The sequence below is a fragment of the Rheinheimera sp. SA_1 genome, from assembly GCF_001669775.1.
In the GTDB taxonomy this organism is placed as follows: Bacteria; Pseudomonadota; Gammaproteobacteria; order Enterobacterales; family Alteromonadaceae; genus Pararheinheimera.
The window spans coordinates 190,379-212,678 of record NZ_LXWK01000011.1 but is presented as its reverse complement, the minus strand read 5'-3'; the positions used below and the strand labels follow the sequence as shown (position 1 = coordinate 212,678).

Sequence of the window (22,300 nt, the reverse complement as noted above, 5' to 3'; positions counted from 1 at the left end):
TTCCAGTAGCGTTTTAGTAACTATGGATTTTGTGATGAGCGCAAACGCACAAACAATGCCACCGCTGGCAGAAACCAATACTTCAACCCTCGCGCGGTTAAGTCAGCAGACGCTACGCAATTCCGCGGTTGCTGCTGAGTTAGCGCTGCCGGATTATTTACAAAAAGCCAGCTCACAGCAGCCCGGCATTGGCATCGTGCATTTAGGCCCCGGCGCATTTTTCCGCGGCCATCAGGCCTGGTATACGCACCAAGCGCTCAAGCAGGGCGGCGACTGGCGGATTTGTGCCGTGGCGCTTAGAAGTTCTGACGTATCGGATGCATTAACGCCGCAAGATGGTTTATATACGCTGGCGGTGATGGAGCAGCAAACTAGTTATCAGCTGATTGGCTCAGTAGCCGAAGTGCTGGTCGCACCGAAACATTTCCCGCAGGTGCTGGCGCGCTTAACAGCAGCATCGGCCAAATATGTCACCATGACCATTACCGAAAAAGGTTACTGCTTAAACGGTGCCGGGCAGCTGGATCTGCAACATGCTGATATTGTGCATGATTTACAGAGTTTCGCTGATGACAGTCAGCCCAAATCAGCTATTGGCTTATTGGTGAAAGCCTTGCAACTGCGTTTTACCGCCAATGTGCCGCCTTTTGTGGTGATTAGCTGCGATAACTTAACCGACAACGGTCATAAGCTGAAAAATGCGTTATTGGCCTTTGCCGAAAAAAGCTCACCGGCGCTGGCCAATTGGCTGAAACAGCAGCTGATTAGCCCTTGCACCATGGTCGATAGTATTACTCCGGCAACCGATGATGCGCTGCGTGAAGCAGTTGCTCATGAGCTTGGTTTAACTGACGCCTGGCCGATTAAACGCGAAGCTTTTTGCCAGTGGGTCATCGAAGATATTCTGCCTGCCGACCGCCCAACCTGGGGCAAAGCTGGGGTGATTTATGCCAGCGACGTCAGTGCTTTTGAAAAAGCCAAGTTGCGGCTACTCAACGCGCCACATTCCACCATGGCTTACCTTGGTGTGTTGCTTGGCATTGAAACCGTCTATGACGCGATGCAACAACCGGTGTTGGTTAGTTTCTTAAAAACGCTGGTAGCTGAAGAAATTCAGCCGTCGTTTCAGGCGCCAGCCGAGCTCGATTTGGCAAGTTATAGTGCCGATATTTTCCGCCGTTTTGAAAACCCGTCAGTGCGGCATTTACTGGCGCAAATCGCCTGGGATGGCTCGCAAAAGTTACCGATGCGGCTTATTCCGATTATTCAGGATAATTTAGCGGCCGGTCGTCCTATTGCCAAACTGGCGCTGGCGATTGCCGCCTGGTGTCGGTTTATCCGGTTGCGTTCTTCACAGCAGGCTGCAGGGGTGACGCTGGTCGATCCATTGGCGGCACAATTGCTGGCGGTGGCGGCGCAGTGTTCGCCAGTTTCTTCGGCAACAGCCTCAATTGATGCTGGCACCGATATTGCGCTGTTTCTAACCTTAGACGCGGTATTCCCGCCCAAATTGGCGCTGGACAGCCGTTTTGTCGCAGCGCTGAAGCAGGCCTACACCAGCCTTGATCAATTACAACTTTCTACTTTAGCGCTGCAATTGCAGCCAGACGGAGTTTCGGCATGACCGTTTTTTCTTCACCATCTACTTCGGCACAGCCCGCATTGTCTTCCCTAATCAGCGGCCCAGCTTTATTGCCGATTATTCAGGCCGATAGCGCAGCGCAAGCGGTGCACATCGCCAAAGCGATGCAACAAGGCGGCATCAGCGCAGTGGAAGTGGTTCTTCGCACCGCCGCTGCGCTCGATGGCATCAGTGCTATTCGCCAGCAATGCCCGGATTTGTTAGTCGGCGCAGGAACAGTGCTGAGTAAAGCCGATGCCGACAATTGCAAAAACGCCGGAGCTCAGTTTTTGGTGAGCCCGGCCAGCACCCCAGCGTTGTTGCAAGCGATGATCGATACCGGTCTGGCGATGGCGCCTGGTGTGTCGACTAGTTCAGAAGTGGCGATGGCGCTGGAAATGGGCTTAACCGAATTGAAGTTTTTTCCGGCGCATTTAAGTGGTGGCACAGAAATGCTCAAAGCTCTGAGCGGTATCTATCAGCAAGTGCGGTTTTGTCCGACCGGCGGAATTGCTCAGCATAATCTGGCGGATTATTTAAGTTTGACCAATGTGTTTGTGGTCGGCGGCTCCTGGATTTCGCCAGCAGCACTGGTGAAAGCCGGTGAATGGCAACAGATCACGGATTTGGCGGCAGCTGCGGTAGCGGTTGCACATCGTTGCAAGCCAGTCGCTGCCTTGCAGCGCAGGGCTTAAACTGGCACATTGCTTATCTTTTAAACGACTGTTAACGCAGACAATTAGCAACTCAGACGGACGGCGAAAGACTATGACACAACGGGTTATCATGATGGGTGAATGTATGGTCGAGCTGTTCCAACTGGTCGAAAACGTTTACCACCAGAATTTTGCTGGCGACGTGTTTAATACCGCGGTGTATTTAAAACGCAGTGTCGGCTCTGAGGCTCAAGTGCAGTTTTTCAGCGCCATCGGTACTGATCTGATTAGCGATAAATTGCTGCGAGCAGTGCAGGATGAAAAAATCGACACCGATTTATTACTGCGCACCAAAACCGCCCGTCCTGGCCTGTATATGATCAATACCGACTGTTTTGGCGAACGTAGTTTTGTCTACTGGCGCGAAACCTCGGCGGCAAAACAAGTGCTGCAATGCCTGCAAGCGCAGCAACTACAAGCTTCGTTAACAGCTACGGATCTGTTTTATTTCTCTGGTATCACGCTGGCCATTTTGTCGCCGGAAGATCGCGAAGCTTTGTTTGCACTGGTAAAGGAACTTAAAACCAGCGGTTGTCGTATCGGCTTTGACCCCAATTACCGGCCGGCTTTATGGCAAAATCCGGAGCAGGCGCGGGAGAATTTTATCCGCGCTTATCAGCTGGCGGACTTAGCGCTGCCGGGCGTCGACGACCATAAAGTGCTGTTTAACGATGTCGACTCTGCAGCTGTGCTGGCGCGGTTAGTCAGTTATGGCGTGCAGGAAATCATTGTTAAAAACGGCAAAGAAGGTGTGCTGGCGCTGGTGGATGGTGATTCTTTTCATAGCCCGGCGGTGCAGGTGAAAAAAGTGGTCGATACCACAGCCGCTGGCGATTCCTACAATGGCGGTTATTTGTCGGCGCGGTTACAAGGCAAATCGCCGAAAGCGGCTTGTCAGTACGCAGCGACTTTGGCGGCATTTGTGGTGGAACATACCGGCGCTATTGTCGCCAAAGACAAATTTGCCGAGTTTCAAACTAAAAATCCGATCGCCGATTTCTAGTTAACGAATTTCTCGTTCGAAGCAATTTTTGCTGCGGTTCGCCGCAGTACGGGCTTTTTTTGCCTGAAATTCGGCAATTACCTAATTAATAGCAGCACATTAGCCTTTTGCAGGAGCAGCAACGTGAACCAACCAGTCAGCCCTTTAGCCGGATTATTTCCAACCAGTGCCGATATTCCGCCGCAATTTGCGCCGGGCGAACCGGTGTTTCAACGCGACTATTTAATCGGTGGTGCACTCAAAAGCTGGCCGGGCGAATTGGCGCCGGTGGTGAGTCCGGTCTGTTTACGTGATGAAAACACAAATGAATTAACGCCTTATGTGCTCGGTGCCACGCCGTTGCTCGATGGTGCCGCTGCCTTAACCGCGTTGGATGCAGCGCTCAAGGCTTACGATTTAGGCCGTGGTGAATGGCCGACGCTGCCGGTGCTGGAGCGGGTGCTGCATGTAGAAAAATTCCTGCAGGCGATGCTGAAAACCCGCAGCGAAGTCATCCGGCTGCTGATGTGGGAAATCGGCAAAAATGAAGCCGATGCCAGCAAAGAATTTGACCGCACCTGTGACTATATCCGCGACACTATTCATGCGCTAAAACAGCAGGATCGCAACGCCGCACACTTTATTGTCGAGCAGGGCACCATCGGCAAAATCCGCCGGGTACCAGTCGGTGTGGCGCTTTGTATGGGGCCTTTTAACTATCCGCTGAATGAAACTTTTACCACCTTGATCCCGGCCTTGATCATGGGCAATACGGTGATTTTTAAACCGGCTAAATATGGCGTGTTACTGATCCAGCCGTTGTTGCAGGCGTTCGCCGACAGTTTTCCGGCTGGGGTGATTAACATCATTTATGGCCGTGGCCGCGAAACGGTTGGCGTACTGATGGAAAGTGGCAAAATTGATCTATTTGCTTTTATCGGGACTAATAAAGGCGCCAGCGACTTAAAAAAACTCCATCCAAAACCACACCGGCTGCGCGCGGTGCTGGGGTTAGATGCGAAAAATCCGGCGATTATTTTGCCATGCTGCGATCTGAACGCCACGGTGAAAGAAGCGGTGTCCGGCGCCTTGAGTTTTAACGGCCAGCGCTGTACCGCGTTAAAAATTCTGTTTGTGCATCAGTCGATTGCCGACGAATTTGTGCAAAAGCTGGCGCTGGAAGTCAATGTGCTGAAACTCGCGATGCCATGGCAAGCCGGTGCGCAAATTACCCCGTTGCCGGAACCCGGTAAAACCGCTGCTTTAACCGCGTTATTAGAAGATGCTACTTCAAAAGGTTCGCAGGTGATGAACCAAGGTGGCGGCGACGTGGCGGCATCGTTATTTAAACCGGCGGTGTTGTATCCGGTAACTGCCGAGATGCGCTTATACCAGGAAGAACAATTTGGTCCGCTGGTGCCGGTAGTGCCATTTCATGACATCAGCGAAGTGATTGATTATGTGATCCATGCTGACTTTGGCCAGCAGCTCAGTATCTTTGGTCGTGAGCCACAACAAGTCGGTGAGTTGGTGGATATTTTTGCCAATCAGGTGGGCCGTATCAATATCAACAGTCAGTGTCAGCGCAGTCCGGATAGTTTCCCCTTTACCGGTCGCAAAGACTCAGCCGAAGGCACCTTGTCGGTGGAAGACGCCTTGTTGCAGTTTTCTATTCCAACGCTGGTCGCCGCCAAGCAAAACGATCAGCAAATTGCCTTATTAAAACAAATGATCCATCAGCGCAGTTCAAGCTTTCTGGCGACGGACTTTTTGTTTTGATTTTTTAATTAACTTAATTGCCACCGGTGGCTGAATGATTTTGGCTACCAATGGCAGCATTTTCGCCTTTAAACCAACAAGCAGGTCGCAGTAAGAATCTGTAATCACAACAAAAAAAGACAGGGTATATCCATGACATTACAAAAATCGAATCAACAGACTGGCGCGCACCAGTCAACAGAGTTAAACCGTTTGCAGCCATTATTTCAGGCGATGTTATTAGCAGGCGGCATGACGATATTGCTGCAACCGGCGGTAGCACAAGAAATGGTGACGCCGGAGAATACAGCGCAGGCACAAAGCTCAGTTGATACTAACAAGCCAGCAGCCGCAACAGCCAAAGAAAAAGACATCGAAGTGATCGCCGTCTCCGGTTTTCGCGGCAGCTTAAATGTGGCGTTAATGGCCAAACGAGAAGCGGTCGGCTCCAAAGAAACTATCCTCGCGGAAGATTTAGGTAAATTCCCGGATTTAAATATCGCCGATGCGCTCGCGCGGGTGCCTGGCATTGCCATTGAACAAGACGCCGGTGAAGGGCGGCAAATCAGTTTGCGTGGTTTGGGCTCAACCTTTGTCAAAACCACCATTAACGGCATGGAATCGGCATCCGCCGGAGCCGCCACCGATGCTGCCGGCGGCGCCAATAAAAGCCGGGCTTTTGATTTTAACGTCTTTGCCTCCGAGCTCTTTACCCAGATTGATGTCAATAAAACCAGTTCCGCTGAACTAGAAGATGGTGGTATTTCTGGTAACGTGAATTTACAAACGGCGCGGCCTTTTCAGTATCAGGAAGATAAATTCGCTTATAACCTGAACGCCCGTTACAACGATGTGGCGGAAGAAGTGACGCCGCGTGCATCAATGATGTTCAGCAAAAACTGGGACAACAAATTTGGCGTGTTATTTTCTGCCGCCTATTCGGAAGGCTTGGTACAAAGTGAAGGTGCCACGACCTTGCGTTGGAATATCAACCATCCATCCTTTAAAGCCGGTTCGCCAGATAACAAACTGAGCGCAGCGCCGGTGTTTTTATTGTCGCCCAAAGGCGCCTACACCAATGCCAATATGGAAGGTTTGTATCTACCACGTATTCCGCGTTATTCGATTTTTAATAAAGCCCAAGACCGGTTGGGTTTAACCGGGGCGCTGCAATATCAGGCGACTGATGATTTACGTTTTAGTCTGGATCTGCTGCATGCTTCGCTTGATAGCACCATGGATGAATTTCATTATTCGGCACTGCTACGCGGTAATGTCAGCAGCAAAACCAATATTTACGCCGAGAATCTGGTCGTTGATGCCAACAATACCGTGGTCGCTGCGACTTTATCTGGCGTGCCAATCCGCTCAGAAGCGCGTAAAGATGTGTCCACTTCTGACTTTAATCAAGTGACGCTCACCGCCGACTGGCAACTCAATGACGCGCTATCACTGGTGGCGCTGGCCGGTTTTGGTGAATCGAAATTAGAGACGCCGTTTCAGCATACTTTTGCGCTGGATTCCTTTAACTCGACTTTTGCCTACAGTTTTGATGGTGCTATCGACCCCGTGGCATTGATTGGCCAAAAAGGTACCAGCATCGGCGCCGGTTCGATGAATATGGATATGCCTTCTTTTGCTTTTGCCCCGGCGCAAAAACCTGGCGCGACTTACACTGCTGCGCAATTACAGCAGCTGATGTTAAACCCGGATCTATACAGCATTGGCTTGGCGCGAAATAAAGATCAGTATATTGACAGCGAAAACAGCAATTTAAGCCTGAGCTTTAAATATGTACTGAACGATGATTACAGTCTGAAGTTTGGTCTGAATCACCGGGTATTTGAAACGGCCAACGTGCAGGGTGATAACGGTTGGAAAGTGCTGAATACCGCCACCAATAAAACCAGCGGCGACAGCGCCGAAGCGTTGGTGCAAAAACTGGCGGCAGATAGGCTACGGGGGGCATTATTTGGCTTGTCGCTGAGTGATGTCGGCGCTTCTTTTGGCAATGCCGCCTCGGTACCAGGTTCTTCAACCTTAACCGCTGGTAGCTGGTTAACACCGGATTACGCTAAATCTTTGGCCGCTTTTGGTGGTGAAAGTTTCTTCGAAGCGAAAGAACGTTATGCCACCACTTATGATGTCAAAGAACAAGTGACCGGTGCTTATCTGCAACTCGATTTTACTAAAACTCTGTTTGATAAAGATGTCCGCGGCAATATCGGTGTACGGGTGATTGAAAATACCAACACCTCGGCCATTGTGAACCTCGATCATATTTATGCCGACGGTTACACGCCAGGCCGTGGCGATGGCGCTAATTTCGCCGGTGGTTACGGCTGGCGCGAAACGGTCAGTGAAAGCCGCGATGTATTGCCGTCTTTAAACCTGGCCTATGATTTAACCGACGATGTCGTCGCCCGTTTTAGCTTGTCCCAAGCCATCACCCGGCCTGCGATTGCCGATTTGGCCTCGGCTATCAAAGTGAATACACCGGATAGCAAAGATCCAACGGCGACCATCGAGCAAGGCGCTGGGCCAACCTTGCGTCCTTATGAATCCAATCAGGTGGATATCGGATTAGAATGGTATTTTGCTGAAGAATCGTTATTGGCGGTGGCAGCGTTTTATAAAGACATCACGGGTCTTAGTAAAGGCTCCAAGCAAGAAGTGTATTCGCGTGAGCAGTTAAGCGCGATGGGCATTGATTTGGGTGAAGTTGACCCTGCAACCATCACCTGGGATGTCACGCAATTGCTGAATACACCAGCAGAAGGTGTGACAGGTCTGGAATTGATTTACCAACAACCGTTTAGCTTTTTGCCAGAGCCCTGGAATGGTTTTGGTTTCTTGTCGAATCTAACCTGGATTGACTATAAACGTGATATTACCGACCCATTTACCGTGCAGGTTGCAAGTTTACTAGCCGAAGAAACCTCGCGATTAAGTTATAACTACACAGTGTATTTTGAGCAGGACAACTGGGGCGCGCGGGTGTCGTATAACTTCCGCGAACGTTACACCAAAGAGTACTTGGATAAATACAAAGACGAAGGCAGTTTTGGCCGAGGTTATGAAGACAAAGGTCAGTTGAACTTTTCGGCGCGTTATCAGATTAATGAACATCTGTCGTTGTCGTTTGAAGCGCTGAATTTGACGAATGCGCCAACCGAGCAGTGGAGTGATGTATATACGTCTCGTCCGGTGGAATATCTGCTGACCGGGCGCCAGTATTTGGTTGGGGTTCGTGGATCGTTTTAAGCGGTAACTTCCTCGATGAACCAAGTTGTTTGAACCACTCCGGACCTGGTTTTGGCAGCAAGTCCGGATGCGCGTTGGTTAGCCAGATGGACAAACTATGTTAAGAAAAATTTTAGGGATTTCATGGTGTTTTTTCGTATGGGTAGTGTTGTCAGCACTGCCATTGAATAGCAATGCAACAACGACGGATCCAGAGCAGGATCAAAGTGTTGAATGGCGTCAACAAGTTGCGCAAGACCCAGCCTGGCAGGCCTATTTTGCGCGCTCAACGGCATTAGCGGCCAAGGATCAGGCATTGTTGCAACACGAGCTGGTGGCATTGAAGCAGACCAAAGCCGCTAAGCCATTTAAGCACAAACAATTTGGTTTTGAGCCAGAGCCAAGCATCGAATACCTGCAAAGCCCGGATGCCATTCGGGTAGCCCAAGTGATTTTGTCTTTTCAGACGCCATCCGGTGGCTGGAGTAAAAGAACCGATATGGCGGGCCAGCTACGGCAACCCGGCCAAATGTTTGGCGTCGAGAAAAACTATATTCCGACTTTTGATAATGGTGCTACCACCACCCAATTACGCTGGCTGGCGGCATTTTATCCTTATGCGCCCGCAACCTTAAAATCTCAGATAAAAGCAGCGCTGGAGCAGGGGGTATTGTTTGTGCTGGCGGCGCAATATCCCAATGGTGGTTTTGCGCAGATTTATCCGCTGCGGGGTGGTTATCATGATGCATTGACTCTCAACGATCATGTATTGGTGGAATTATTAAGATTGCTAAAAGATGTCGCGACGGCACCACAGTTTGCGCTGCTGCCGACGCAAATGCGGCAACAGGCACAGCAGCAGTTTGTGCTTGGCACTGAATTGTTGTTAAAAGCGCAGGTGAAATTAAACGGCAAACTGACCATTTGGGCGGCGCAACATCATCCATTAACTTTAGAGCCGATGGCGGCGCGTGCATATGAACTAGCGGCGCTTGCCAGTAGCGAAAGTGCCGGGGTTACTTTGTTATTGATGGAATTACCAAGGCCATCAGCGGCTGTGGTGCAAGCGGTAGAAGCGGCAGTGAGCTGGTTTTCGGAAAAACAAATTCTCGATACCAAAGTGGAGCGCGACGACAAAGGGATGCGACTGGTGGCAGCTCCAGGCGCCAAACCACTGTGGGCCAGGTTTTATGATTTAAAAACCCAGCAACCGCTGTTTGTTGATCGCGACGGCAGTATCAAAGCCAAAGTCAGCGATTTATCGTTGGAGCGGCAACAAGGTTATGGCTGGTATCAAAATAATGCCGCAGCGGTGCTGAAGGCTTACCCCAAATGGCAGCAGAATGAGTGAAAGACTTCGCGTTAGTTAACATCTGGGGTCAGAGTCAATTGTTAACAAAAATCTGTTAACAATTGACTCTGACCCCAGATGTTAACCGTGGATTACACCCACTCCCGGACTTTATCCAGCAAGGTACGGGCGTCAATTGGCTTGGTGACAAAATCGTTCATGCCGGCGTCCAGACATTCCTGGTGGAAATCCGCCGTGACGTGCGCGGTTAATGCGATCACCGGTAGTCTGGCATATTGCGCTTGTGCCCGAATCGCGCGGGTGGCGGTGTAGCCATCCATCACCGGCATATGCACATCCATTAGCACTAGTTGATAAGATTGTTCCTTCAGCATTTCCAGCGCCTGCGCACCATTTTCAGCGATATTCACGGAAAAACCGGCATGCTGCAGAATGATCCTTGCCAGTGTCTGGTTGTAACTGTTGTCTTCGACCAACAACACCAGACCCGGCGCGCCACTTGTCGAGGTGCCTGCCTGGGCCGCGGCCGTTGGTTGCTGACCAGGGGGGGGGGCAACAGCTGTAGCGGTATAACAACGGGCACTAAAGCTAAAAGTACTGCCGATCCCGACTTCACTTTGCACCTGAATACTGCCGCCCATCAAGCCAACTAACCGCTGGGCAATGCTTAAGCCAAGGCCAGTGCCGCCGTATTTTCGGCTGGTCGAGCTGTCGGCCTGGCTAAAAGCCTGGAACAGATTGTCACATTGCTCCTGCGTTAAACCAATGCCGGTGTCCTTGACCGCAAACTGCAACCAGATTTCATCATGGCAACCTTCGCCGCTCTGTGCTGTTTTGGTCAGATCCGCACAGTGATCCACCGTTAAAGTCACCTGACCGGTTCCGGTAAATTTCACAGCGTTACTGAGTAAATTCACCAGCACCTGGCTTAATCGCAGTGGGTCGCCGACCAGAAAATCTGGTACACCAGGCTCAACGCTAAACTGTAATTCGAGGCGTTTTTGCCGGCTTTGCTCGATAAATAAATCCCGCACTTGCTGCAGCATATCGCTTAACCGAAACCGGACTTTTTCCAGCTCCAGTTTGCCGGCTTCGACTTTGGAGAAGTCGAGTATATCATTGATAATACTCAATAATATTTTACTGGAATTGGTGATTTTCGAAAGGTATAGCTGCTGCTCAGCAAAGGATTCGGTATTTTGTGCGAGCTGTGAAAAACCAATAATGGCGTTCATTGGGGTGCGGATCTCATGACTCATATTGGCCAGAAATTCACTTTTCGCCTGCGCCGCTGCTTCGGCCTTGGTTTTGGCTTGCTCCAGCATCTGCATGGTATTTTCCAGATGTTGGGTGCGTTCGTTCACCAGCAGGCTGAGCCTTTGTTGCTCGCGCAGCGCCAGATTTAACCGCCAACGCATCACCGACAGCACGCCCAAAGCAATCAGCAGCAAATAACTGACCACCGCCCACCAGCGTAAATACCAGGGGCTGACAATCTGCAGTTGATAAGGACTGGCCGTGCTGATATCGCCAAAAGCATTTTTGTATTGCACTTCAAACTGATAACGACCGGCTGGTAAGTTGGTGTAGTCGCGGTAAGTTTCGTTGCTCCACCTCGACCAGTCGGTTTCAAAACCATTAAGTTTTACCCGGAATAACATGGTATCCAAATGCCCAAATCGCGGCACTGTATATTCCAGGCGCAATGAGTTCTGGCTGGCCGACAATTGCAGCGGCTGACCCGCTAGCTGCGCCAATGGCACGCCCTGATGTTGCACCCGACGGATTAACGGCGGGAATTGCTGGGTTGGCGTAAGCTCGGTTTGGTTTTTGGCAGCGGCAAAGCGGAAAATACCTTCGGCACCACCAAACCAGATCACGTCGTCGGATTCGATCAGAATTTCATCCAGTGGCGTGTCGGCGAGCGGATAAAGCGGCGCCGTGGTCCACTGCAGGTTGGCGCTGCTCGTATCCATGCCAGAGCCAGCACCATCAGCCGACTGTACAGTGGCCTGATCTGCACCGGTTTTAGCGGCGGTTACCGGCACTGCGGCACCGGCCTGACGTTCGCCGGTCTGGTTACTCCAGGTCAACATCCACAGTCGCCCCTGACTATCGCGTGACGGCGCCCGCACCCAGGGTTGATCGGTAAACAACGACTGATAAGCGCTATCCGGGGAAAACCGCTGACTGGCTGGATCAAAACGATACAAACCACGAACTGTGGAAATTAACAATTTCTGATCGAGTAACGACACTGAATTACGATTGTCACTGGGGAGTCCATGAACCTCGCCAAAGTGAGTCACAATAGGTGCAGGGCGTTGTTGATCGGCAGTGGCAGGTGGCAGCTGCAAACGGTAGATGCCATGCGCCAGCGAACCCACCCACAATTCACCTCCGGCAGTTTCAACCAGGCTGTTGATATTCCCGGCCACCCCTTCAATTTCAGGTTCAGCCTGCCAGCCGGCTGCGGTTTTTCGCAAGCTCATCAGGCCATTTTGTAGTCCAATCCACACCTGTTGTGGCTGCTGCTTTGATTGCAACAACACCTTACTGGATACCGGCGAACTCAACAGCGGTTGCGCCTGTTCATTGACCAGCAGATACACGCCTTTGTTATTGGCAACTAATAAGTCGTCGCCGACGCTGGCCAAATCCCAGGTTTGAAATTTCAGTTGTGGTAATTGCAAAAAAGCCGATTGTTTGCCACTGGTTGATTCAAGCCGGAACAAGCCCTGGCTGGTACCAGCATAAAGTTGCTGCTGATGACGATGTAAGGCGTGGACGTTGCCGGTAAGACCTGTGACATGGTTGTATAACGAAATCGCCGAAGATGCTTCCACCCGCGCCAGGCCGTGGTCAAGTGCCAGCCATAAACCTTGTTGTGGATCTTCATACATGGCGCGCACATTGTCGTTTAGCAAACCTGAATTGATATTAAGATGATTAACAAGTTTGCCTTGCTCGTTCAGCAAAAACACCCCGTCACGCACCGTGGCGATGGCCAGTAAACCATTGCGTAATTTTTTGCTGTTGTAGAGCAGGGTCTGATTTAAACGGCTGTCGATATCTGTCGCAAAGGGGTGCAGCCCTTGATCATTCAGCAGAAAAAAGCCGGTGTTACGGCAGCCAATCAGCAGTTGATTATTGTGCCATGCTTCAATGACAAAAATGTTTTTGTTCAGCAGTGCTGAAGTGCCGGCAACCGGCTGCAACTTTCCTTCAGTGAATTGCAACAGCCCAAGTTCGGCATCGACAATTAATATTTTCTCGCCAATCTGAAAGGCTTTGCCAAAATGGCTGTCGCTGCGCCAGGTATGAACCTGTTGTTCATTCATTAAGAACACATCACGGCGTGATACAAACATCACGCCAGCAGGGGTGACGAAGGTTTGCCGGATGTCAGAAAAATCACGGTATTGTTCTGGAATACGTTCGGTCCAGGACACAAAATGCGGACCAACGGCAGGGTCGATATAACCTAAATCACCTTTGGCACCGACAAAAATCCGGCCATCGGGTCCAACGGCCAACGAACGGACAACCGACTGATTTGAAGTTTGAATGGTTTGCCACTGCACACCGTCAAATTCCAGCACACCGACATTATTGCCAACATACAAAATACCACGTTGATCCTGCACGATGGCCCAGTTTTGGGTGCCGGCATTGTAGGCTTTGGGCTTATAGTTTTTCAGCAGAGGTAAACCATTTTCGCTGGCTGTGGCAGCAACGTTGCCGACTACCAGCAACGATAAACACAGCCATAACCACAGCTTGCGACAACATGAATTGAAGGGGGATGGCGAAACGCCAGGCGCGGATCCCTGCACACTGTACCTCTTTATACTTATTAGCACTGACCCGGTTGTATATACCCGTCATCCTTGAAGGTTCGGGGTTGTTGGCCGCCTTCACTCACCCCGGTCACTTAGAACAGCTAAGCTCCCGGGGATTTGTTCAGTTGCCGCCTACCCGAATCTTCAATGATTTTGGGTATAGACCTGTTGGCTCACTCAGGTCAAACTTTAGACAAAGCTATAGTACATGGCAAAGTCCGATAAGCTAAAGCAAAAATTACACTAATCTTTGACATAAAAGCTTTGGCATAAAAGCTTTGGCATAAAAGCTCTGGCATCATATCTGTGACACAAAAGCTCAGACCGGACAATGGTACGCTTTTGTTATCCGGCCAGATGATTGTTGCAGCCGGGATTTGGCCGTGTTGAGTTGCTAATTGAGATATTGTTTAAACTTTGTCTTTCATGATTTTATCCAGGTAGCCCATTGCGAAGGCTGAAACCACAAAAGTGATATGGATCAATAAGTACCACATGATTTTATCGTTCGGAATGTTCGGAGTATTCATAAATATTTTTAATAAATGAATGGAAGAAATGGCGACAATCGACGCTGCTACTTTGTTCTTTAACGATGCCGAATCAACTTTACCTAGCCAGTTTAATTTTTCATCAGTTTCATTGATATCAAGCCGTGAGACAAAGTTTTCATAACCAGAGAACATCACCATCACGATTAAGCCGCCAACCAGGGCTATATCAATCAACGACAGTACCACCAGAATTAAATCCACTTCTTTGATGCTGAACACCGCCGGCAGAATATAGAACACTTCCTGAAAAAATTTTATGCCAAGTGCCAGCAATACCAGACTGAGTCCGAGGTAAATTGGTGCCATAATCCAGCGTGAAGCATAAATCAGCTGTTCCAGTAATTTTTCCATCGAAGTTCCCATTAACGCTGCTATCGAACGCTTGCTGAATTCGCAACAAACCATTCATAAAATAAAGTTTAAAAAAGAATGCACTTCAGATATTGGGATTTTATCTTGAAAATCAACCAACAGTGAGAATTTGTCGGTGAGTGTACTGTACATTTATTAAATTTATCGCACAATGCCAGCCACAGCCCGTTAACTATCGGGTTTTTCCACGCCTTGAATTCGCGGTGTAATCACAGTTTAGACAAAGGAAATTCAGAATGAAAAAAACCATGTTGGCGATGGCATTGGTGTTAAGTGCCAATGGCTGGGCTGATGAAGGGATGTGGCAGCCTCATCAATTGCCAGAACTTGAAGCTGTATTAAAAAGTAAAGGTTTGCAAATTGATGCCGCCAGCATCACACAGCTGACCACTTTCCCAATGAATGCTGTGATTAGCTTAGGTGGCTGTACTGCGTCTTTTATTTCGAATCAGGGCTTGGCGGTAACCAATCATCACTGCGCTTATGGCAGTATTCAACATAACAGCACCGCCCAAAATAACTTATTGCAAACTGGTTTTCTGGCCAAAGCTCTCAATGAAGAACTGCCAGCTGCACCAGGTTCAAAAATTTTTGTCACCGAACAAGTCAGTAATGTCACCAAACAAATTAATCAGGAACTGACACCACAACTGCTCGGCAAAGACCGGTTTGATAAAATTGATCAGTTGCGCAAAGAGTTGATCGCTGAATGTGAAGCAACAGCTGGTTATCGTTGTGGCGTGTACAGTTTTCATGGTGGTCTGGAGTATTACCTGATTAAACAGTTGGAAATCAATGATGTGCGGTTAGTGCATGCCCCGGCTGGCGGTGTTGGCAAATTTGGTGGTGATATCGACAACTGGATGTGGCCACGTCACACCGGCGATTATTCGTTTTACCGGGCTTATGTCGGTAAAGACGGCAAACCAGCGGAATTTAATGCTGAAAACGTGCCTTTCACACCACCATCTTTCTTAAAAGTGTCGGCCAAAGGTGTGCAGGAAAACGATTTGGTGATGGTGATTGGCTATCCTGGCCGCACCAATCGCTACAACACCGCGTTTGAACTGAAAAATATGTTCACCCAAAATTTGCCACTTTCTAAAGCTTACCGCGAACAAACCATTGAGTTGATTAAACAAATTGCTCCAGCCGGCTCAGAAACCAGAATTAAGTATGAGTCGATTCTGGCTGGCCTTGCTAACTATGCCAAAAACTACGAAGGCATGTTGCAAAGCTATCAGAAAGGCACAACGCAGCAGCGTAAAGATACCTCGGAGCAAATTATGCTGCGCTGGATTAAAGCTGACGCTGGTCGACAGGCGCGGTTTGCTCCGGCGTTGAAAAACCTGCAGGACTTGTCAGAGCAGAGTATCGAGTTTCAACAACGTGATTTGATTTTGAATTATTTTGGCTACGCCCAGACATTCAGCACGGCGCGTAAACTTTATCGCTTGGCGCATGAATCGACGAAACCAAATGAAGATCGTGAAACCGGTTATCAGGAACGGGATCAGGAACGGTTTGTCGCCAGTTTAAAACGGATGTCACGTAGTTTCGATCCACAAGTTGATCTGGAAATTGCTTTGCATTTTCTGAAACATTACAGCCAGTTACCAGCAAAACAACGAGTAGCTGCTGTGGATACGTTTTTTGGTCTGACCGGCACAGATGTTGATGAAAAAGCCTTAAAAGAAAAACTGCAGACGATGTATCAGCAGACCAAGCTCGGTGACGAAGTGGAACGGCTGGCTTGGGTTGGTAAATCAGTGGAAGATTTTAAAGCAAGCGCTGATCCGATGATTCAGTTTGCGGTCGCGATGTTTGAGACCGATCTGGCGGAAGAAAATGCCGGCAAAGAGTTGATGGGCAAGTTTGCAGTAGCGCGACCAAAAGTGATGGAAGCAGTCATTGCTTTTAATAAAACCCAAAATAAACCGGTTTATGCCGATGCCAACGGCACTTTACGGGTCACTTTCGGCACAGTGCAGGGTTATCAGCCACGTGATGCGGTCAGTTATAGCCCATTCACCACGGTGAAAGGCATTGTCGAAAAAGCCACCGGCATCGATCCGTTTGATGCACCCCCAGCCCAGCTCGCGGCCATTCAAAAGGCAGATTTTGCTGGTTACACCCATCCGGTGCTGAACACTGTGCCAGTCAATTTCTTAAGTAATGTCGACACGACCGGCGGTAACTCAGGCTCGCCAACCCTCAATGGCAAAGCTGAATTAGTCGGCCTGCTGTTTGATGGTGTGATTGAAGGCATTATCGGTGACGTCGATTACGATCCAGCACTGAACCGCTCTATCCACGTCGACAGCCGTTATATGCTGTGGCAAATGGAAAAAGTGGATGGTGCTGATAATCTGCTGAAAGAAATGGAGATTGTGCGTTAAGCTTGTTTCCATTATAAAGTTCTAATCAAAGGCGCATGGTAGACCAGCTACGATGCGCCTTTTGTTTTAATACACTTCGCCACTACTGACCAGTATTGCTAAATTCTCTGAATGCATTGGTAAGACCCGACCAGACCACAATCCCTTATCCCGATTGGTATTCAGCATTTTTTGCAGTATGATAGGGCGCTTTTAAAACCTGCGAATGGCGCTGCTATTTGGTATTCCCACAGCGGTGAAAGGTTCAGGGTGTCGATGATGTTGGGTTTGGAGAGAATCAGATGAAATTGCAACTGGTGGTACGCCGGGCTCCTGCCGCGGCTGGGTTACGTTGGTTGCAACAGGCTTGGGCACTTTTTAAACAACAGCCTGGTTTATGGATCCAACTGGTATTAATTATTCACTTATCTTCATTATTAGGCGCAATCCACCCGTTGCTTGGTGTGTTGGTGGCGTTATTAAATCCATTTTTAACTGCAGGTTTGTACCGCTGTATTGTTGCCAGTCAAAAAGGTGCAACAGTCAGTCTGGCGCAGTTTTGGCAGCCACTGAAAGAGCCCGCTTGCCGCCCGGTTTTTTTGCGATTGGCGGCCGCCAATATGTTGTTCAGTATTCCGCTGACGCTGCTGGCACAGGAACTCTACCAGCAAGTGCAAACGGGAAGTGTCAACTTCTTGTTATTATTAGTATTTGTGGTTGGCATGACACTGGTGTTGATGTTGTTTGCCTATGCGATTGCCATTGCCTATTTTCTAAAAGAGACCCGATTGTTCCCTATTTTCCAAGCCAGCTTTATGGCGTGCTGGCGTAATGTCCAACCGTTGTCCTTGTACGGTGCGGTGGCAATTTTATTGATTAGTACCGGAATCCCAAGTTTATTTATCAGCTGGATCGTCGTGTTACCGCTGTTATCGATCAGTTTCTTTCTGTCGTTTACTGAGTTTTTTGCCTTAACGCCGGTTGATACAGACAGCAACGGCAGTGGTGGTGATAAAGATGACGACAAGGCCGGTTTCCTTGAAGTCTGATCCAGACCAAACCACTGCGCTCAGTGCTGCAGAACTTAAAAAAATCGCTATCGATTTATTAAGCCGACGTGATCATAGCCGTCAGGAATTAAAGCAAAAATTGCTGCTAAAAGGTGGCGAAGCTGAGGTGATCGCCGAAGTGATTGACTGGTGTACCAGTGAAAATTATCAGAGTGATAGTCGTTATTGCGCCATGCTGGTGCGCGCGAAAGTGAATAAAGGCTACGGTCCGGCATTCGTTTCGCAGGCCGCACGCGAAAATGGCATCGACCGCGAAATACTGACGCAAACGCTCGAGGAACTCGAGATCGACTGGTTTGAACTGGCACTATCGCAATATCAAAAGAAATTTGCCGACAAGCCAATCACAGATTTTCAAGACAAACAAAAACGCATGGGATTTATGCAGCGGCGTGGTTTTAACTCCGCGCAAATCCAGTACGCCTTAAAGCCGGAGTAGTTGCAGCAAGCAAGGCAACAACAACGGGCAGACATCATCACGACAGTTAGGATTTGGATATGTACATGACATCAGCGCAGCTTCGGCGCGCATTTCTGGATTATTTTGCCAGTAAAGATCACCAGGTAGTTGCCAGCAGTTCATTGATCCCAGGCAACGATCCAACCTTGCTGTTCACCAATGCCGGCATGGTGCAGTTTAAAGACGTATTTTTAGGTCAGGACAAGCGTAGCTACAACCGAGCTGTGTCGTCACAACGTTGTGTACGGGCCGGTGGTAAGCATAACGACTTAGAAAACGTTGGTTATACTGCACGTCACCACACTTTTTTCGAGATGCTGGGTAACTTCAGCTTTGGTGATTATTTCAAACGTGACGCTATTCATTATGCCTGGCAATTTCTGACTGAAGTTTTGCAGTTACCGAAAGAAAAACTGCTAATCACTGTCTACGCCACCGACGACGAAGCTTACGATATCTGGACCAAAGAAATTGGTATTCCGGCTGATCGCGCCATTCGCATTGGTGACAACAAAGGTGCACCTTTTGCGTCAGATAATTTCTGGGCGATGGGTGATACCGGTCCTTGTGGCCCTTGTACCGAGATTTTCTATGATCACGGCGACCATATCTGGGGCGGCCCACCGGGTTCACCAGACGAAGACGGCGATCGTTACATCGAAATCTGGAATAACGTGTTTATGCAGTTCAACCGCCACGCTGATGGCCGGATGGAACCACTGCCAAAACCAAGCGTGGATACCGGCATGGGTTTGGAGCGCATTTCTGCCATTTTGCAACACGTGCACAGCAACTACGAAATTGATATTTTCCAGGGGTTGATTAAAGCTGCGGCTGCCGTGACCGGTACTACCGATTTAGACAATAAATCTTTGCGAGTCATTGCCGACCATATCCGTTCTTGTTCGTTCTTAGTGGCTGATGGCGTGATGCCAAGCAACGAAGGTCGTGGTTATGTGCTACGCCGGATCATCCGCCGTGCCGTACGTCACGGTAACCAACTGGGCGCCAAAGGGGTATTTTTCAGCAGGTTAGTGGCTGAACTTGGTGTGCAGATGGGCGAAGCCTATCCAGAGCTAATTGAAAAACAAGCCATTATCGAAAAAGTGCTGCGGATGGAAGAAGAGCAGTTTGGCAAAACGCTGGAACGTGGTTTGTTACTGCTGACCGACGTGCTGGGTCAGCTCGGTGATAGTACCGTGATCCCAGGCGAAATCGCTTTTAAACTGTACGACACCTACGGTTTCCCGATTGATTTAACTTCTGATGTAGCGCGCGAACGTGGTTTTAGCGTGGATCAGGCCGGTTTTGAAGCGGCGATGGAAGCTCAGCGCAAACGCGCGCAACAAGCCTCTAATTTTGGCGCTGATTACAATCAGGCGCTAACGTCCGCTAACGTCACCGAATTTACTGGTTACAGCGAAGAGCACGGCAATGCAACCGTAGTCGAAATTCTGCGGGATGGCGCGGCAGTGACGTCGTTAATTGACGGTCAGCAAGCGTTGATCATTCTGGACCAAACGCCATTTTATGCCGAGTCGGGTGGTCAGTCTGGCGACAGCGGTGTGTTAAAACTGGCGGATGGCGGTGTGTTCACCGTGACCGACACTCTAAAAATCGGCAAAGCTTTTGCGCACAAAGGTACCTTGTCTGGGGCATTGCAGCTGAACGACCGGGTTGAAGCCGTCATCGACAGCGCTCGCCGTGATGCGATTAAGAAAAACCACTCGGCCACCCACTTATTGCATGCTGCGCTGCGCCAGGTGCTGGGTGAACACGTCACGCAAAAAGGCTCGTTGGTTGGCGCTGAACGGTTACGTTTTGACTTCTCGCATTTTGAGGCTGTGAAGGCCGATGAAATTCGCACTATTGAAGTGTTAGTCAACCAGCAAATTCAGCAAAATCATCAAGTCAGCACCCGTTTGATGAATCTGGATGCTGCCAAAGCCGCTGGCGCAATGGCGCTGTTTGGTGAGAAATACGACGACGATGTGCGGGTGTTGTCGATGGGCGAATTCTCGACTGAACTCTGTGGTGGCACCCACGTAGCACGTACCGGCGATATTGGTTTATTTAAAATTGTGGTCGAAAGTGGTATTGCCGCAGGTATTCGTCGCATTGAAGCCGTCACTGGTGAAGGCGCAGTTGCGCATTTGCATAAATTAGAGCAACAAGCGCAGTTAGTGGCGTCGATGCTCAAAGGCGACGTGATGAGTATTGCCGAGCGCGTGACTCAAGCTTTAGACAAGAGCAAATCGCTGGAAAAAGAACTGGAACAGCTTAAAGCTAAACTGGCTAGTGCTGCTGGTGCATCATTATTGGATCAAGTGGTGCAGATTAACGGCGTGAAGGTGTTAATTGCCAATTTACCAGGTGCTGATGCCAAGGGCTTCCGCACTATGGTGGACGAACTGAAAGTGAAATTAGGTTCAGGCGTGATTTTGCTGGCTACAGCGGCAGATGACAAAGTTAGTCTGATTGCCGGTGTCACCAAAGATCTCACGGATAAAGTTCAGGCCGGCGTGTTGATTGGCTGGGCAGCAGAGCAGGTCGGTGGCAAAGGCGGCGGTAAGCCGGATTTAGCTCAGGCCGGTGGTACCAATGTCGCAGCATTAGCAGGCGTATTGGCTACTGTACCTGACTACTTAAGTTCAAAGCTGTAATTTAAGTGGCTTTATTAGTTCAGAAATTCGGTGGCACCTCAGTCGGGTCCACCGATCGGATTGAACGGGTGGCGGAGCTGATCATCCGCAGTATTCAGGCGGGCCACAAAGTGGTGGCTGTAGTGTCAGCAATGGCAGGTGAAACCAATCGTCTGCTTGGCCTGGCGCAACAGATAGACCCACGTGCGGCCAGCCGTGAGCTCGATGTATTAGCGGCCACTGGCGAGCAGGTTACTGTGGCGTTGCTGGCGATGGCGCTGATAAAACGCGGTTATCCGGCGGTATCGTTGCTGGCTGATCAGATTTGTATTCACACCGATAATAAATTTGGCAAAGCCCGCATTGTAGCAGTCGACAGTGAGCGGTTGTTGCAAGAACTGGAGCAAGGCCACATCGTGGTTGCAGCAGGTTTTCAGGGCCGTGATATCGAAGGAAATGTCACAACATTGGGTCGGGGTGGCTCGGATACTTCGGCAGTGGCGCTGGCAGCAGCTATTTCTGCTGATGAGTGTCAGATCTATACCGATGTCGATGGCGTATACAGTATTGATCCGCGAATTTGCCCGGACGCCAGACGACTACCACTGATGCCATTTACCGATATGCTGGAGTTGGCAAGCCTTGGCGCCAAAGTGTTGCATTCACGCTCGGTGGAATACGCCGGACGCTTTAAAGTGCCGCTGCGGGTGTTATCGACTTTTAAACCGGACGCCGGGACTTTGATTGTGGATGAGGATAAGTTAATGACCCAGCCTTATATTTCAGGCATTGCCGGACAAAGCGGGGTGACGTTATTGCGGCTGGAGACAGTCACAATCACTCAGTGGCAGCAAGTCGTCGGTATGTTGGCGGAGTTGAATATAGAGACCGACATGCTGCAGCAATCCGGTTTATGGCCGGAACAGCTAACGATCAGCTTCAGCCTTGCCGCAGCAGACTTGCTACAAGTGACTGATGCATTGCAGAAAATAACCGAAAATAGTGTTATTACTGTACATCATCCCGACCAGAACCTTGCTAAACTGTCGGTTGTAGGGATTGGAATCAAATCTGATCCGATGTTAGTGGCCAGGATTTTCAGCCTGCTTTTTGAGATGAATGTGCAAATTTGGGCACTTTGTCATGCGGAAAGCCGGTTTTCAGTATTAATCGCAGCGGAGCTCCTTGAAAAAGTAGCGGCGCGCCTGCATCAGGCATTAGTAACCACGGAGAGTTAATTCCAGTATTTTCATAAATTTGAATGCTGGGTTATGATTGTGGACATGGACGCGGATCCCTCAGGCAATGCGTCGAACAATAAAACTGGATTTTTTAAAAGGATAGGAGCAA

13 protein-coding genes are annotated in these 22,300 nt (G+C 49.5%); 11 read left to right on the top strand and 2 right to left on the bottom strand.

Translation table 11 applies throughout. The features are described 5' to 3' along the window. Positions 1-34 precede the first annotated feature (34 nt). The 6 genes from A5320_RS02110 (at position 35) to pelA (ending at position 9,671) form a co-directional block, all read left to right on the top strand. Complete coding sequence (locus A5320_RS02110) at positions 35-1,624, top strand: mannitol dehydrogenase family protein (protein WP_082971481.1); 1,590 nt, start codon at positions 35-37, stop codon at positions 1,622-1,624. Then, positions 1,621-2,316 carry a bifunctional 4-hydroxy-2-oxoglutarate aldolase/2-dehydro-3-deoxy-phosphogluconate aldolase gene (gene eda / locus A5320_RS02105; protein WP_068060292.1) on the top strand — a complete coding sequence of 232 codons (696 nt, stop codon included), beginning with the start codon at positions 1,621-1,623 and terminating at the stop codon, positions 2,314-2,316. The genes A5320_RS02110 and eda overlap by 4 nt, the downstream gene beginning before the upstream one ends. A 73-nt stretch (positions 2,317-2,389) precedes the next feature. Then, a complete protein-coding gene (locus tag A5320_RS02100; RefSeq protein ID WP_068060289.1) occupies positions 2,390-3,340 on the top strand; it encodes a sugar kinase in 951 nt (316 codons plus the stop codon). A gap of 123 nt (positions 3,341-3,463) precedes the next feature. Then, positions 3,464-5,098: an aldehyde dehydrogenase family protein gene (locus A5320_RS02095; RefSeq protein ID WP_068060286.1), complete on the top strand. Its 1,635-nt coding sequence runs from the start codon at positions 3,464-3,466 to the stop codon at positions 5,096-5,098. 132 nt (positions 5,099-5,230) lie between these two features. Beyond that, positions 5,231-8,341, top strand: coding sequence for a TonB-dependent receptor (locus tag A5320_RS02090; protein ID WP_068060283.1), 3,111 nt, complete (start codon positions 5,231-5,233; stop codon positions 8,339-8,341). 97 nt (positions 8,342-8,438) lie between these two features. After that, complete coding sequence (gene pelA, locus A5320_RS02085; RefSeq protein ID WP_068060279.1) at positions 8,439-9,671, top strand: pectate lyase; 1,233 nt, start codon at positions 8,439-8,441, stop codon at positions 9,669-9,671. 92 nt (positions 9,672-9,763) lie between these two features. Here pelA and A5320_RS02080 read toward each other — a convergent pair whose 3' ends face one another. Together A5320_RS02080 and A5320_RS02075 are read right to left on the bottom strand one after the other, a co-directional pair. Continuing rightward, entirely contained in the window at positions 9,764-13,468 is a 3,705-nt protein-coding gene (locus A5320_RS02080) for a hybrid sensor histidine kinase/response regulator (RefSeq protein WP_157605590.1), read from the bottom strand. Between the two features lie 416 nt (positions 13,469-13,884). Continuing rightward, positions 13,885-14,379, bottom strand: coding sequence for a TIGR00645 family protein (locus A5320_RS02075; RefSeq protein WP_068060275.1), 495 nt, complete (start codon positions 14,377-14,379; stop codon positions 13,885-13,887). A gap of 257 nt (positions 14,380-14,636) precedes the next feature. Here A5320_RS02075 and A5320_RS02070 point away from each other — a divergent pair, with 257 nt between their 5' ends. The 5 genes from A5320_RS02070 (at position 14,637) to A5320_RS02050 (ending at position 22,188) form a co-directional block, all read left to right on the top strand. Continuing rightward, positions 14,637-16,799 (top strand): S46 family peptidase, encoded by a 2,163-nt coding sequence (locus A5320_RS02070; protein WP_068060273.1) that lies wholly within the window; start codon positions 14,637-14,639, stop codon positions 16,797-16,799. 281 nt (positions 16,800-17,080) lie between these two features. Beyond that, positions 17,081-17,827: a hypothetical protein gene (locus tag A5320_RS02065; protein ID WP_068060271.1), complete on the top strand. Its 747-nt coding sequence runs from the start codon at positions 17,081-17,083 to the stop codon at positions 17,825-17,827. Continuing rightward, positions 17,817-18,287 carry a regulatory protein RecX gene (locus A5320_RS02060; RefSeq protein ID WP_197489953.1) on the top strand — a complete coding sequence of 157 codons (471 nt, stop codon included), beginning with the start codon at positions 17,817-17,819 and terminating at the stop codon, positions 18,285-18,287. The genes A5320_RS02065 and A5320_RS02060 overlap by 11 nt, the downstream gene beginning before the upstream one ends. A 65-nt stretch (positions 18,288-18,352) precedes the next feature. After that, positions 18,353-20,971 carry an alanine--tRNA ligase gene (alaS, locus tag A5320_RS02055; protein ID WP_442966051.1) on the top strand — a complete coding sequence of 873 codons (2,619 nt, stop codon included), beginning with the start codon at positions 18,353-18,355 and terminating at the stop codon, positions 20,969-20,971. A gap of 5 nt (positions 20,972-20,976) precedes the next feature. Continuing rightward, entirely contained in the window at positions 20,977-22,188 is a 1,212-nt protein-coding gene (locus A5320_RS02050) for an aspartate kinase (RefSeq protein WP_068060263.1), read from the top strand. Positions 22,189-22,300 lie beyond the last annotated feature (112 nt).